Here is a 14931-nt window from a genome sequence, read left to right as displayed (position 1 = left end):
ACTAGGAAAATGTGGTAAATAATACAAACCCTTTGATTTTAGGCGTATCCGGTGCATCTGGACTGATTTACGCAGTTCGTGCTATCAAGTTTCTGTTAGTAGCCAACTATCAAATTGAACTGGTAGCTTCTAAATCAACTTACATGGTTTGGAAAGCGGAAGAGGATATCCAAATGCCATCAGAACCCCTAGCTCAAGAGCAGTTCTGGCGTGAGCAAGCAGGAGTTCCCCAGGCGGGTAAACTCCGCTGTCACCCTTGGAGTGATGTCGGAGCGGGTATTGCTAGTGGCTCCTTTCGCACCTTGGGGATGATTGTCATGCCATGTAGCATGAGTACTGTCGCCAAGCTAGCAGTGGGCTGGAGTTCTGACTTGCTAGAACGAGCAGCCGATGTCCAACTCAAAGAAGGGCGAAAGTTAGTCATCGTTCCCCGTGAAACCCCTTTTAGCTTGATTCACCTGCGGAACTTAACTGCTTTGTCAGAAGCTGGAGTGAGAGTTGTCCCGGCTATTCCTGCTTGGTATCACAAACCCCAAACTATCGAAGATTTAGTTGATTTTGTAGTAGCTCGTGCTTTAGATCAACTAGATATTGACTGCATCCCCATTCAGCGCTGGGAAGGTCATCGGTAACGTTTCTCTGTGTTCTTTGTGCCTTTGTAGTTAAATAAATTACTTTTTAACCGCAGAGGCATAAGTATCACAAAAAATTCAAATGTTTTCTGGATGCATACACTAAATAGTCCTTTAAGTCAACAATGCTTAGTGAATTGATTTGTTCGTAGTTGCGCTGTAGCGCTATCGACAATCAAGAGCGCTAAAGCGCAACTACAAACAACCTGACAACTAACAAAATTGCTATGGCTATAATTCGGTTAATTCTTTTGGTAGCGGTACTGGGAGGACTAACGCTGTTGTTAGCCCAAAATTGGTTTCCCCCACTATCGCTAACATTTTTGGGTCTGCGGACTCAACCATTACCACTGGCAATGTGGATATTGTTTAGTACAACAGCTGGTGCTTTAACATCTGTATTGATGACTACATTGTTTAATTTAGCAAATTATTTTGCCGGACTTCAACGGCAAACCCCTTTTGCATCAGCAGCAGCTTCACCACATACCAAAGCCACCCCTAGGGAACAACCTACACGTGCGCCTAGCAATCCACCACCACCAACTAGCAAAACTGACACATTTGATGATTGGACTTATAACAGTCGAGATGATGACTGGAACTTTGATGAGCAGTCACAACAAGCACCTACTTCTAAAGCGCAAAGTCCAGAATTTCAGGACTCTCAAACCTACGAACGTCCACAAGAGCCTAAAAGCAGTTCTCAGTCTGGTTCAGTTTACTCTTACAACTACCGTGAGCCAAAAAATACTGCGGTAGGCAAAACGGAATCAATTTATGATGCGGATTATCGGGTAATTATCCCGCCTTATCAACCACCAACTAGCAATCAAGCTGATCAAGCTGATGAGGATGATTGGACATTCTTGGAGGACGACGATTTTGATGATGAAAATGATCGTAACCGCCGCTAGCACTTTACTGATTTGATAGCACACCGCTCACGGGATTCTTGCTTGACTCTACCGCTCATAGCAGCTTCCTGCAAAGTCATAAAAGCATTCAAATCTTCTAAGTCATAAGGCGTGGTCAACAAATGACGCAATTGATTTTCTGCTTCCACAGTCAGATAGCCAATTGCTAAAGCTTTTTGCACAACATCACGAATTCTAGTCATGGTTTACACCTCATTCATATCCTAATGATTGATTTCGACGCACTCAGCTGAGATCTACAGTATTTTGTGTGGCTAAATCATCCAGTTGGCAAAAGTTGTTTGTACAATCTGACAAAACAAGTCTTCATTTACACCGTGGTCTACTAGAGTTATTAATAGGAGCTTGTGAACAGTACATTTTAGAATGTTCAGCTTGTGCTGAAAGAAACACAGTATGTACAATTAAATTTCTCCGGTTAGAGAAAGACTCCTATTTATTCCTATTGACAGTATATGCATCCTTAAAGTTTCAAACAATCTTTATTAAATTTCCATTAAGCTTAAACATACCTAAATCATAACTGCTAAGTCACCTAACGAAAGTTATTAAATTCGTTATAAATTTATCATTTATTTATTCTGATTTCATAGGAAAATCGTTAATATATTGCATTGGGTTATATTAAATACACAAATATCAAGCTAATGACAGACGTTGATCCTACTCAGATAGAAGATGAATTTATAGAGGCTAAAAATAACTGGGAGTTAGAAAAGTTATACGTAGATTTATCCTTAGCAAAGGGTAAGGCCCTCACACCTGTAGAAAAGAAATTCCTCAGAGGTTTGCTTTGCGGTTGTAGTCCTGGGGAAATAGCTAAGATTGTTTATCAAAGTCCTACCAGTAGTACTGTTAGGGTCTATTTGTCAAATGGATTATATAAATATATAGAAGAAATGCTGAGTAATCGCCTAGGATACTCAGTCAAGGTAAAAAATTGGAGTCGCGTGACTCATTTGCTAGAAAAAGCTGGGTATAAAAAAGGTTGGCTTGCATTAGAACCAGTCATCACTCCGATTAAAACTCACAAAGAACCAGAAATTGATTTTGTCGCCAATAAATTAGCTCAATGTCAAGATTGGGGCGAAGCAATTGATGTCAGCGCATTCCAGGGACGCCAGAAAGAACTAGTTCAAGCTAAACAATGGATTGTGGAACACCGCTGTCGGTTAGTTGCAATTTTGGGTATGGGTGGAATTGGTAAAACAGCTTTTTCAGTCAAATTGGCAGAAGAAATTCAAGGTCAATTTGAATATGTTATTTGGCGATCGCTACATTTAGCCCCACCCCTAGAGGTGTTATTGAACGCAAAGCATCAAGCTTTCACCTCAACACCGTGTTGAGAGAGTATATAATCGAACGTTTAATTGAAGAAAATTTTAAATTAAGTGAAGAACAAGATGACTACTTGTTGATGAGCCATACAATTTTTGCAGCGCATTTCAAAAACTACACAGTCAGGAGTGAGGTGTGAGCAGTTGGGAGTAAGGAGTTGGGAGTTGGGAGTAAGGAGTTGGGAGTTGGGAGTTGGGAGTAAGGAGTAAGGAGTAAGGAGTAAGGAGTAAGGAGTAAGGAGTAAGGAGTAAGGAGTAAGGAGTAAGGAGTAAGGAGTAAGGAGTAAGGAGTATTGGATGTAATTCCTCACTCATAACTCATAACTCATAACTCATAACTCATAACTCATAACTCATAACTCATAACTCATAACTCATAACTCATAACTCATAACTCATAACTCATAACTCATAACTCATAACTCATAACTCATAACTCATAACTCATAACTCATAACTCATAACTCATAACTCATAACTCATAACTCATTACTCATAACTAATAACTGGAGCAAAATGACAGGTGAGTAGCTTATTGCAAGGGGTTAACGTTTACTTAATTGGTATGATGGGCACTGGTAAGACGACAGTAGGACGCTTACTGGCAAAGCAACTGGAATATGGGTTTGTGGATACCGATGATGTAATTGTGCAAGCAGCAGGAAGATCTATCAATCAGCTATTTGCCCAAGAAGGGGAGATAGGGTTTCGCCAATTGGAAAGTGATATACTCGCACAAGTTTGTGCTTATACCAAATTGACGATCGCCACTGGTGGGGGTATTGTACTGCGAACAGAAAACTGGAGTTACCTACACCACGGCTTGATTGTGTGGCTAGATGCGCCAGTCGAGTTACTTTACACCCGCTTGCTAGAGGATACCACAAGACCACTGCTACAAGATATTGATCCACAAGCCAAACTGCGATCGCTTCTGGAACAACGACAACCACTTTATTCTCAAGCGGATTTGCGAATCACCGTCAGCGAGGGAGAAACGCCAGAAGCAATTGCTCATAAAGTAATGGAAGCAATACCTAGCGTTCTCAAATCAACAGTTTTTCACCAAAATGGTTCTGATTAATACCAATTTCATGTGAAGTTGCACATATCTCGATCCCCCTAAATCCACGCCAGTCGCTCCACCTTGGAGACCAAAGGATCGCGCTGGCTCCCCTTCTCAAGGGGGACTTTGATATATGGTTTTCCGGTTCCCCCCTTAATAAGGGGGGCTAGGGGGGATCGAATTCTATGCAGCTTCATAAAAAATTGGTATAAGTAATATATTTCTGTACCACCGACTTGTTCAGGACTTACGCTAGTGTCACATTTTAACAATGGTGCGTGACGCCACAAGTCTGGTGACTGCGTACAATACTTATCGCAGCGTCACGCACCCTACGATTATTAATGTGCGCCCAGAGTAGGTCCTATTGTTGAGAATTTTTTATCAGATTGTATACAGCACTCTAATATTCCCGTGAAAATGACTGCTATTTTAGCAGCTACATAGTATACCGAAGGTATCTGCTATTTCTTAACGAAACTCAAAACACTTCTGAGTAAATAGCAGTCCAAAATAGTGTTCAGTTACAAACCCATGACAAATAGCAATAATTATGTCCCAACCAACGATAGAATCTATCCTGCAAGAGAAGCGGTTATTCCATCCTCCTGCTGAATTCTCGCAAAACGCCCAAATCAAAAGTCTGGAAGATTACCAACGTCTTTACGACGAAGCTAAAGCTGATCCGCAAAAATTCTGGGCGAAATTGGCCGAAACTGAGTTGCATTGGTTCCAAAAATGGGACACGGTGCTAGACTGGCAACCACCATTTGCTAAATGGTTTGTCGGTGGTAAAATTAATATTTCTTACAACTGCCTTGACAGACACCTCACCACTTGGCGTAAAAATAAAGCGGCACTGATTTGGGAAGGAGAACCAGGAGATTCTCGTACCCTGACATACGCCCAACTGCACCGGGAAGTTTGTCAATTCGCCAATGTACTCAAGCAATTGGGAATCCAAAAAGGCGATCGCATTGGTATTTATATGCCGATGATACCCGAAGCTGCGATCGCGATGTTAGCCTGTGCGAGAATTGGCGCCCCTCACAGTGTGGTATTTGGTGGTTTTAGTGCCGAAGCTTTGCGCGATCGCCTCAATGATGGCGAAGCTAAACTGGTAATCACTGCTGATGGTGGTTGGCGTAAAGATGCGATCGTTCCTCTCAAGGAACAAGTAGATAAAGCCTTAGCTAATGGCGCCGTCCCCACCGTCAAAGATGTCCTCGTCGTCCAGCGCACAAGTCAAAAAACTCACATGGAAGCTGGGCGAGACCACTGGTGGCATGATTTGCAAAAAGGTGTTTCCGCTGATTGTCCCGCCGAACCGATGGACAGCGAAGACATGCTTTTTATTCTCTACACCTCTGGTAGTACAGGGAAACCGAAAGGCGTTGTCCATACCACTGGTGGTTATAACTTATACAGCCATATCACCACCAAATGGATTTTCGACCTGCAAGATACAGATGTATACTGGTGTACAGCTGACGTAGGTTGGATTACTGGTCACAGCTACATTGTTTACGGTCCCCTTTCCAACGGTGCAACCACGCTAATGTATGAAGGTGCGCCCCGCGCTTCCAACCCTGGTTGCTTCTGGGATGTGATTGAAAAATATGGCGTCAATATTTTTTATACAGCACCTACAGCAATTCGCGCCTTTATTAAAATGGGCGAACACCATCCCAAATCCCGCAACCTATCTTCCTTAAGGTTACTGGGAACTGTCGGCGAACCGATTAACCCAGAAGCTTGGATGTGGTACCATAAAATAATTGGCGGTGAACGCTGTCCCATTGTGGATACTTGGTGGCAAACGGAAACCGGCGGTATCATGATTACACCGCTACCAGGAGCAATTTCCACCAAACCCGGTTCGGCGACTCGTCCTTTCCCCGGTATTCTCGCAGATATCGTCGATTTGGAAGGTAATTCTGTACCACAAAACGAAGGCGGTTACTTAGCAATTCGTCATCCTTGGCCAGGAATGATGCGGACAGTTTACGGCGATCCCGAACGCTTCCGCCGCACCTACTGGGAACACATTCCCCCGAAAGATGGTAACTATACTTACTTTGCCGGTGATGGTGCAAGGTGCGATGAAGACGGCTATTTCTGGGTAATGGGACGGGTAGATGATGTGCTGAATGTCTCAGGACATCGCCTGGGTACGATGGAGGTAGAATCAGCCTTAGTGTCCCATCCAGCCGTTGCAGAAGCAGCGGTGGTGGGTAAGCCAGATGAACTCAAGGGTGAAGAAGTTGTGGCTTTTGTTACCTTGGAAGGCAGTTATCAAGGTAGTGAGGAATTGAGTAAAGAACTCAAGCAGCACGTCGTGAAAGAAATAGGTGCGATCGCTCGTCCTGGGGAAATTCGCTTTACAGAGGCTTTACCGAAGACGCGATCTGGTAAGATTATGCGGCGGTTACTGCGGAATTTGGCGGCGGGTCAGGAGGTGTCTGGTGATACTTCGACTCTGGAGGATCGCACTGTTTTGGATAAGTTGCGCGAGGGGGCGTAATTTAGGATAGCGATCGCGCACAGACGCAAAGGCGCTAAGGGTTTTTTGGCGTCTTTGCGTTTTTATAGATTTTTAAAGCTGAAGTTGATTATCAATAAAACTTTTGCCTTGACATTGCAAGGAGAGCAAAATTGCCAATCCGAACTTTGTCAAAAATACATACTTGTATTATAATATTATGAAAGACGTGAAAACGCCAACAAGTAGCAGTTACCATGATTATCTAATTTCTTCTCTCAAAAATCCAGAACACGCTACTGCTTATCTAGAAACTTTTTTGGAATTAGAAGCAGAAGGTCGTGAACCTGAACTGCTGCGTTCAGCTTTGAAAGATATTATTGATGCACGTTTGCAATTGAATAATCTCTCACAAGAAGCTAAAGAAACTTATGAACAGCTTGATAAAATTCTGTTAGAGAGTGGCGGATCTGAAATTTACACTCTGATTGAGTTTTTGGATGCCCTAGGCTATCGGATTGCATTAGTCCCTAAATATTAAATTATATAATACTTTGGTTGCGCTGGTGGGATGCACAAGGAAATTTATTGCTGACTGGTGAGGAACGTGCTGAAGTTGAACGACACAAGCGAGAGAGAATTGTAGAAAAATTACGAAATCTTTCTGCTGAACAACTCCAAGCTTTAGGAATTGATCCAGAAATGTTGGAGTAAACACTATATTTTACAAGGTTTATCCCCTATTTTAGAATTATCATACCTGGAGGTGACAATAAACCTGATGAGGATATAACTGATGCTCAAACAAAATGTGGCAATTTTTGCCTGTTTATTATTGAATTTCTCCTTCAGCGCCCAATTAGCTAATGCTGCAACTAAAGCCAGTGATTATCGACAATTAGGATTATTGTATCGTCAACAAGGCAGATATGCTCAGGCAATTGAGGCGATGCAAAAATCAGTAGAACTCGAACCTGAAAATACTATGGGACGAGTTAATTTGGGTTGGACATTGCATTTGGCTAAAAGGGAACAAGCAGCGGCGCAATCTTTATTACAAGCTATATATCAAAAGCCTTTTTTTGTTCCTGCTTACAATGCTTTGGGAATTGTTTATCTAGTCGATAGTAATTTAACGGCTGCGGTGATAGTTCACACTTGGGCAGCAATTCTTAAGCCAGATAATGAAATTGCTTATTATAATTTAAGTTTAGCATTACATCGTCTGCAAATTTATAAGTTAGCTATTGCTTGCGCTAATCGTGCTGTTACTCTGGAACCAAATAATCCTCATCCTTTAGTTGCTGGTGCTATTTCTTATTGGGATTATGGCGATAAAAATACGGCTAAACAAGTTTATGCTAAAGCGATAAATTTGGATTCTCGATATAGCGATCGCACCTTTTTAACCAATCTCCAGCAAGCAGCATTTAGTAACAGTCAAATTCAAACCGTTGACACATTACTTCAGAGTCAAAAATAATCAACTCAGAAATATTATCTCAAGCAACATCATCCTCTACCAACGTCACATCTTCATATAGCGCTGCTATGGGACAAGAAAAATCAACGCTCGCTAAATTCACCTCATCATCCTTCCCATAAGCGAAAAGTTCCCACCTTCCTTTCTCATTGCGACGGAAACAATCCACACTCATTCTGTCTGACGAAATTAGTACGTATTCCTGTAGTGAATCTAAATGTCGGTAGCTAGCAAATTTCTTACCTCTGTCAAAGCTTTCTGTTGACTCAGAAAGGACTTCGACGATCAAGGAAGGATAAGACTTAAAATATTTAAATTCCTTATCCCTGGCATCGCATGTTACCATTACATCTGGGTAGAAATAGCGATTAATGGATTCAATTTGCGCTTTCATATCTAGCATATAAACACGGCAACCACTACCCCGCAAATGGTTTCGCAGTATGGAAAACAGGTTTCCTGTTACGGTAACATGGGCATCGCTGGCACCAGCCATTGCGTAAACTTGCCCATCAATATATTCGTGTTTAATTTGACTGAATTTCTCGCTCTCTAGATATTCTTCGGGGGAAATATAGTAATCTCCTTGGCTAATCATGATCTTCGTGTCTTGGTGGTTTTGTATAACATTTTATCTGATATCTTGCACCATTTTCAATGACCGTAGGGTAGCAGAGCCAGTTCTACAAAAATTGATTTGTGGTTTTATACAACATTTTAACCGATAGCATATCTAAAATATAAGTATGCTATCAACTCAACTTCAACTATTACGCATTTCTCAAGGACAACTTAACCTCCTAGAACGTTGTCCCCGTCAGTTCCAACACGCCTACTTAGAACAACTCCATTCTCCCGCAAATCCAGAATACGAGGAACGGCAAACTTTGGGTAGTCGCTTTCACCTGCTAATGCAGCAGCGAGAAATGGGTTTACCAATTCATAGCTTATTGCAAGAGGATACCCAATTACAAACCTGGATGACAGCCTTTGCAAATGTAGCACCAGAAATTTTAAACCCTCCCAGCAATCAGCAAACTTTCCGAGAAAGTGAACACTACCGCACCTTGCAATTTCAAGACTATTTACTCACAGTTGTCTATGATTTATTGATTGCAGATCATCAGCAAGCCCAAATCCTCGACTGGAAAACTTATCCCAAACCAGAAAATAAACGCAAATTAGAACAGAATTGGCAAACACGGCTATATATGTACTTGTTAGCCGAAACTAGTGAATATGTACCCGAAAATATTTCTATGACATACTGGTTTGTTCAGTCTAAAGGAAAACCGCAAAATATTAATTTTAGTTACAATACTGCCCAACACAAGCGCACAGCCAAGAAGTTAAATCAACTGTTAACTCAATTAACTAATTTGCTCCAACTGTATCAAAATAAAGTACAATTTCCACAATTACCAGAAGGTAGTAAAGTCTGTGATGATTGTCCATTTGCCGCTCGCTGTGAACGTATACAAATTATGGATATAGAGAGGAACTCCTTACCAACTTTCGAGAACATCGAAGAAATATCACTTTGATAACTAGTTGGATAGCAATAAATATCACTTTTGACAATTATGACGAACTTTGATGATATGGACGCGGCGTATGTGCGCGATTTAGGAATTGATGACATAGCCCCTGTTTATCATTTGGGGGAAGAATTATTTACAAGCGATCGCTATCCTTATTTATATCGCACCTGGGACGAATGGGAAGTGATTGGACTTTACAACACAGATCCAGAATACTGTCTCGTTGCTGAAATAGATGAGGAACTCGCAGGATTTATTTTGGGAACCATCATTACTAAAGCATCCTGGACTTATGGATATATTATTTGGTTAGCGGTTAATCCCAAATTTCAGCGTCGGGGTGTAGCAGATAAATTAGTTGATAAAGTCGTCGCCCGCATGATTGAAGACGGAGCGCGGTTTATGTTAGTAGATACCGATCCTGCTAATATCCCAGCAGTGAAATTTTTCAACCGCAAAGGTTTTGGTAATGTCCGTCAGCATATTTTCTTATCAATGAATTTAAGTAAGCATCCATATTATGGCAGACTGATAGATTATGAACATCAAAAAGCCGAACGCGCAGGTTATCGCCGTTCTCGTCCTACCATGCGTACCCGTAAGTCTGAAGGAATTTCTGGTGAAGTAGTCCTTAATCCCTTAGTAAATGAACCTCCTATTGATTTAACTATTAATGATGAATAGGTCATTTGTCATTTGTCATTTGTCATTTGTCATTTGTCATTTGTCATTTGTCATTTGTTATTTGTCAGTCTCAACTCCCAAACTCCTGTACAGGCGGGTTTATTAAGAATGTAGTCTACCCACAGATAAACTCGTTAACCCGCCCCTACCCACTGTACAGCGATTTTCAGGTAAATGAACCACATTTTTATATCTCACGCATTCTCTACGAGACGCTCCGCGAACGCGCAGCGTCTCGCAGAGAAGGCGCATTCGCGAAGCGTTCTCGAAGAGTAGGCGCATTCGCGGAGCGTCCCGTAGGGAAGGAAGAAAGAAATACAGATATCGAGGTGTGGTCTAAATACCTGAAAACTGCTGTAAACTCCAAACTCATTGCTCATTACTCCTTACTCATTACTCATTACTCATTACTCCTAACTCCTAACTCCTAACTCCTAACTCCTAACTCCTAACTCCTAACTCCTAACTCCTTACTCCTTACTCCTTACTCCTTACTCCTTACTCCTTACTCCTTACTCCTTACTCATTACTCCTTACTCCTATCCCTAATAAAAATGCAGTGGATTCTAACAGTAACTGAACAACCTCCAGAGTGGTTTATCGAAGTGGTGAAACGGTATGTACCTGCATCAAATGGAATTTTTGCTGCTCAATTATTATGGCAACGGGGAATTAAAGATGAATTAAAATTAGCAGCTTTTATTAATCATAAAACTTATCAACCAGCCAGTCCTTTTGAGTTTGGACAAGAAATGCATTTGGCAATGGAAAGGCTACAACAAGCACGCTATGCTGGTGATAAAATTGCTATTTGGGGTGATTTTGATGCTGATGGCATTACTTCCACTGCAGTTTTGTGGGATGGTTTGGGACAATTCTTTCAGCAAAATACTCAGTTAACTTATTACATTCCCAATCGTCTAAAAGAATCTCATGGACTCAATAATTCAGGAATTGAACTGTTAGCTAAACAAGGTTTTACATTAATTATTACTTGCGACACTGGCAGTACAAATATAGATGAAATTACTTATGCAAAACAGCTGGGTATTGATGTCATAGTTACAGACCATCACACCTTACCCGCAGAACGTCCACCTGTGACGGCGATGATCAACCCCCGCAATTTACCCAATGAACATCAGCTATTTCATCTATCTGGGGTCGCGGTGGCGTATAAATTGGTGGAAGCATTGTATCAAACCTTGCCAGATGTCCCCCAACAGCCGTTAGCCGATTTAGTAGACTTAGTGGCTATAGGCTTAATTGCTGACTTAGTGCAGCTAAGTGGAGACTGTCGCTATTTAGCTCAATTGGGAATTCAACAACTGCAAGCAGACTTCAAACAACCACCTGCAGCGCGACGACGACCAGGGGTAGGGCGATTATTAGAATTATGCCAGAAAAGTGGCGATCGCCCCACAGATATTTCCTTCGGTTTAGGGCCGCGCATTAATGCAGTCAGTCGCATCCAAGGCGATGCTAGTTTTTGCGTAGAATTGCTCACCAGCAGAGATATTCAATACTGCAATCAACTCGCAGAAATGACCGAACTAGCAAACTCTCGCCGCAAGTCATTACAGAAAGATGTCCAAACCCAAGTAGCTCAAAAGCTTGCCCAGATAGACTTATCCACCACCAGCGTTATTGTCCTCGAAGATACCCAATGGCCTGTGGGCGTCTTAGGCTTAGTCGCCGGACAAGTAGCACAGGAGACAGGACGCCCAACGATTTTGTTGAGTTCTGAGGGAGTGGGGACTGGGGACTGGGGGCTGGGGACTGGGGGACAAGGATACAAGGGGACTGGGGAAGATTCTTCCCAATCCCCAATCCCCAATCCCTGGTCACTGAGCGGAGCCGAAGTGCAATCCCAAATCCCCAATCCCTGGTCACTGAGCGGAGCCGAAGTGCAATCCCTGGTAACAGAGCGGAGCCGTTCGCGTAGCGTCCGCACCAGAAGTGCAATCCCCAATCCCTGGTCACTGAGCGGAGCCGAAGTGCAATCCCTAGCCCGTGGTTCCGCTCGTTCGGTGAATGGGGTAGATTTATACCAATTGGTGAAAGACCAAGCACATTTATTGCATCGCTTTGGTGGACATCCCTTTGCTGCGGGGTTGAGTTTGTTGGTGGAGAATATTCCTTTATTTACTGCAGCAATTAACCACCAATTACGACTATCTTTAGGTGGTCAAAGTCTGACGCCAACAGTGCAAGCAGATTTAGTAGTTACAGTAGCAGATTTAGGGCAAGAACTGTTTTTAGAATTCAAAATTTTAGAACCTTGTGGAATGGGTAATCCTGTCCCCAAATTACTGATTCAAAACTGCTGGTTTGAAAATACTTGGCATCGCAATCAGGAAGATTATAAAGGTAAAAAGATACAGTATATTAAAACCGAATTTGACATTCGCGATGATTCCACTCGCAGTCCCTTTCCGGGTATTTGGTGGGGACATTATAAAGATGAATTACCCATTGGTAAATGTGATTGCATCGCCGAAATAGACTATAACACAGTTAAAAAACGCTACGAAATCAGATTAATTGCTGTCCGTCCCAGTGTTAATTCAGGATTTAGCACTCAGACATCAGCAAATATCCTCGACTGGCGGAATCAAGAACAGTCAACAATTAACAATCAGCAGTCAACTTTAGTGATGGAAGACTGTCCCACTAGTTGGGATGATTTACGGGTGTGGTGGAAAAAATCGCTTTACAATCAACAACAATTAGCCCTGAATTGGAATAAACCCAACCATCAACCACAAACAGAAATTTGGCGTACATTGGTGGGACTGGCTAAATATTTGAGTCGCACAAATCAACTAGTTACCCGCGTCGAACTGTTAAATAAAATTGGCATCAGCGACCAAACATTATATGTGGGAATCAAAGCATTAAAATATTTAGGTTTCACAGTCCAATTACAAGACCGTTATTTGCAAATTAGTTATGATTCTAGCAGCACTTGCGAAACTATTATTGAGGCGGCGATTGCCAAATTTTTAGCCGCCATTCAAGAAGAACAATTTCAGCGCCAGTATTTTGCAGAAGTACCTTTATCTACTATTGTGGCGATGGTTAATCGTCAGTAGGGTTTCAGGTAAATAGACAACGCGGTAGGGGCACGGCACTGCCGTGCCCTTACAATATATATATATGGCAATACTCATCCGTCCTTGAGGCGGAGCCTCTTATATCTCGCTCCCACGCAGAGCATGGGAGCGAGACATTACAGCAGTTTTCAGGTAAATAGACAACGCGGTACGGGCACGGCAGTGCCGTGCCCCTACAATATATATGGCAATACGGTTGAGTTAAGGAAAATGGCCATCAGATCATGCTACAGTACGATCCGCTAGACTGCTTACCCTCCGCTGAGGATTTGCTTGATTCTGACGATAGCCCCGTGGATAACGAATTACAAAATTTAATTTCCGGTTTACTCAAAATCATCTTAGGTATGGTATGGGCAGACCGGATGGATTGGTTCTTTGGCGTTTATATGGGGATTTATTACGATCCTAATCAGCCGGCGATTGTACCAGATGGATTTTTGAGTCTCGGTGTTGAACGAATTATCGATGAGGATTTGCGCTTAAGTTATGTTCTTTGGGAAGAACAGCGCGTACCAATTATGACCTTAGAGGTGGTTTCTCATCAACGGCGCGGAGAATACAGCACCAAAAAAGATTTTTATGCTCAGTTAGAGGTTTTATATTATGTCGTTTATAATCCCCAGCGGCGGAGAAAACCACCTTTAGAGGTGTATCGGCTGGTAAATGGGAAGTATCAATTACAGCGGGGAAATCCCGTCTGGCTACCGGAAATCGGTTTAGGAATTGGCTGTGAACGGGGCACACATATAGGAGTTACCCGTGAGTGGCTTTACTGGTATGACGAGCAAGGTCAGCGCTTTTTAACACCAGAAGAACGGATGCGACAAGCAGAACAACGCGCTCAAATGCTGGCTGAACGTCTCAAATCCCTTGGTGTAGATCCTGATTCTTTGGTTTAGTCACCCAGTAGGGTGCGTTAGGCTGCAGGCTAATACCATTTCACTTTAAGTATGATACAAATACGTTGGTAGGGGTTTAGCAGTGCTAAACCGGGTTTAGCAGTGCTAAACCCCTACTGGCTTCTATATGTATCAGAGTTTTGGTGAAACGGTATATAGCGGTTCTCAGTTGGATGCAATACAAAATTATATCGTCGCGTGTAGGGGCACGGCACTGCCGTGCCCTTGCGAGTGTATTGGACTCAACCGATAATCGCTATAACATACCAACCGAGATTTTTCCTGGGTTAGTCAGTAGCAGCAATCGAGATTTTCGGTGCGTTAGGACTAAAGTTCATAACGCACCCTACTGTTGACTCATTAATGGAGTTAAAAGCTGCGTCGTCGGAGTTAAAAGCCTCGTCGTCGGAGTTAAAAGCTCCGTCATCGGAGTTAAAAGCTGCGTCGTCGGAGTTAAAAGCTGCGTCGTCGGAGTTAAAAGCTGCGTCGTCGGAGTTAAAAGCTGCGTCGTCGGAGTTAAAAGCCTCGTCATCGGAGTTAAAAGCTCCGTCATCGGAGTAAAAAGCTGCGTCGTCGGAGTAAAAAGCTGCGTCGTCGGAGTTAAAAGCTGCGTCATCGGAGTTAAAAGCTGCGTCGTCGGAGTAAAAAGCTGCGTCGTCGGAGTAAAAAGCTGCGTCGTCGGAGTAAAAAGCTTCGTCAGCGGAGTTCAGAGACACATTCTCAGGCAAATATACCACGCATCCGGGGCGC

The 14931-nt window shown here is 42.6% G+C and carries 14 protein-coding genes and 2 pseudogenes; 13 read left to right on the top strand and 3 right to left on the bottom strand.

Features of this window, described 5'->3' with window-relative positions; genetic code table 11:
• Window positions 1–11 precede the first annotated feature (11 nt).
• Window positions 12–632: a flavin prenyltransferase UbiX gene (locus HEQ19_24990; protein WYM02265.1), complete on the top strand. Its 621-nt coding sequence runs from the start codon at window positions 12–14 to the stop codon at window positions 630–632.
• 227 nt (window positions 633–859) lie between these two features.
• The gene (locus HEQ19_24985; protein WYM02264.1) at window positions 860–1549 is read left to right on the top strand and encodes a LapA family protein; all 690 of its coding nucleotides are present in this window, start codon (window positions 860–862) and stop codon (window positions 1547–1549) included.
• Here HEQ19_24985 and HEQ19_24980 read toward each other — a convergent pair.
• Window positions 1546–1752, bottom strand: a complete 207-nt coding sequence (locus HEQ19_24980) for a hypothetical protein (protein ID WYM02263.1) — start codon at window positions 1750–1752, stop codon at window positions 1546–1548. The genes HEQ19_24985 and HEQ19_24980 overlap by 4 nt on opposite strands.
• A 465-nt stretch (window positions 1753–2217) precedes the next feature.
• On the opposite strand from HEQ19_24980, the pseudogene HEQ19_24975 reads away from it, so the two are divergent.
• The 6 genes and pseudogenes from HEQ19_24975 to HEQ19_24945 all read left to right on the top strand — a co-directional run bounded on the left by HEQ19_24975 (window position 2218) and on the right by HEQ19_24945 (window position 7938).
• Window positions 2218–2880, top strand: a pseudogene (locus tag HEQ19_24975) (NB-ARC domain-containing protein).
• Window positions 2881–3430: 550 nt separating this feature from the next.
• Window positions 3431–3991, top strand: a complete 561-nt coding sequence (locus HEQ19_24965) for a shikimate kinase (GenBank protein ID WYM02261.1) — start codon at window positions 3431–3433, stop codon at window positions 3989–3991.
• Between the two features lie 535 nt (window positions 3992–4526).
• A complete protein-coding gene (acs, locus tag HEQ19_24960) occupies window positions 4527–6497 on the top strand; it encodes an acetate--CoA ligase (GenBank protein ID WYM02260.1) in 1971 nt (656 codons plus the stop codon).
• A 178-nt stretch (window positions 6498–6675) separates the two neighbouring features.
• Window positions 6676–6996: a transcriptional regulator gene (locus tag HEQ19_24955; GenBank protein WYM02259.1), complete on the top strand. Its 321-nt coding sequence runs from the start codon at window positions 6676–6678 to the stop codon at window positions 6994–6996.
• 14 nt (window positions 6997–7010) lie between these two features.
• Window positions 7011–7169: pseudogene (locus HEQ19_24950) on the top strand (Uma2 family endonuclease).
• An 82-nt stretch (window positions 7170–7251) separates the two neighbouring features.
• Window positions 7252–7938, top strand: a complete 687-nt coding sequence (locus tag HEQ19_24945) for a tetratricopeptide repeat protein (protein WYM02258.1) — start codon at window positions 7252–7254, stop codon at window positions 7936–7938.
• 19 nt (window positions 7939–7957) lie between these two features.
• On the opposite strand, the gene HEQ19_24940 is transcribed toward HEQ19_24945, so the two are convergent.
• Window positions 7958–8539, bottom strand: a complete 582-nt coding sequence (locus HEQ19_24940; protein ID WYM03595.1) for a Uma2 family endonuclease — start codon at window positions 8537–8539, stop codon at window positions 7958–7960.
• 145 nt (window positions 8540–8684) lie between these two features.
• Between HEQ19_24940 and HEQ19_24935 the strand changes: the two genes are divergently transcribed.
• The 5 genes from HEQ19_24935 (at window position 8685) to HEQ19_24915 (ending at window position 14181) form a co-directional block, all read left to right on the top strand.
• Window positions 8685–9482, top strand: a complete 798-nt coding sequence (locus tag HEQ19_24935; protein ID WYM02257.1) for a PD-(D/E)XK nuclease family protein — start codon at window positions 8685–8687, stop codon at window positions 9480–9482.
• 39 nt (window positions 9483–9521) lie between these two features.
• A complete protein-coding gene (locus HEQ19_24930) occupies window positions 9522–10163 on the top strand; it encodes a GNAT family N-acetyltransferase (protein WYM02256.1) in 642 nt (213 codons plus the stop codon).
• 5 nt (window positions 10164–10168) lie between these two features.
• Window positions 10169–10594 (top strand): hypothetical protein, encoded by a 426-nt coding sequence (locus HEQ19_24925; GenBank protein WYM02255.1) that lies wholly within the window; start codon window positions 10169–10171, stop codon window positions 10592–10594.
• A 123-nt stretch (window positions 10595–10717) separates the two neighbouring features.
• Window positions 10718–13258: a DHH family phosphoesterase gene (locus tag HEQ19_31325; protein WZI67012.1), complete on the top strand. Its 2541-nt coding sequence runs from the start codon at window positions 10718–10720 to the stop codon at window positions 13256–13258.
• A gap of 245 nt (window positions 13259–13503) precedes the next feature.
• Entirely contained in the window at window positions 13504–14181 is a 678-nt protein-coding gene (locus HEQ19_24915) for a Uma2 family endonuclease (GenBank protein ID WYM02254.1), read from the top strand.
• Window positions 14182–14468: 287 nt separating this feature from the next.
• Here the strand turns inward: HEQ19_24915 and HEQ19_24910 are convergent, their stop codons facing one another.
• Entirely contained in the window at window positions 14469–14897 is a 429-nt protein-coding gene (locus HEQ19_24910) for a hypothetical protein (GenBank protein ID WYM02253.1), read from the bottom strand.
• Window positions 14898–14931 lie beyond the last annotated feature (34 nt).

It is taken from the genome of Gloeotrichia echinulata CP02 (assembly GCA_038087035.1).
Classification (GTDB): Bacteria; Cyanobacteriota; Cyanobacteriia; order Cyanobacteriales; family Nostocaceae; genus Gloeotrichia; species Gloeotrichia echinulata.
Note: the sequence above shows the minus strand (reverse complement) of the source record. Positions and strands in the feature narration are given on the sequence as shown.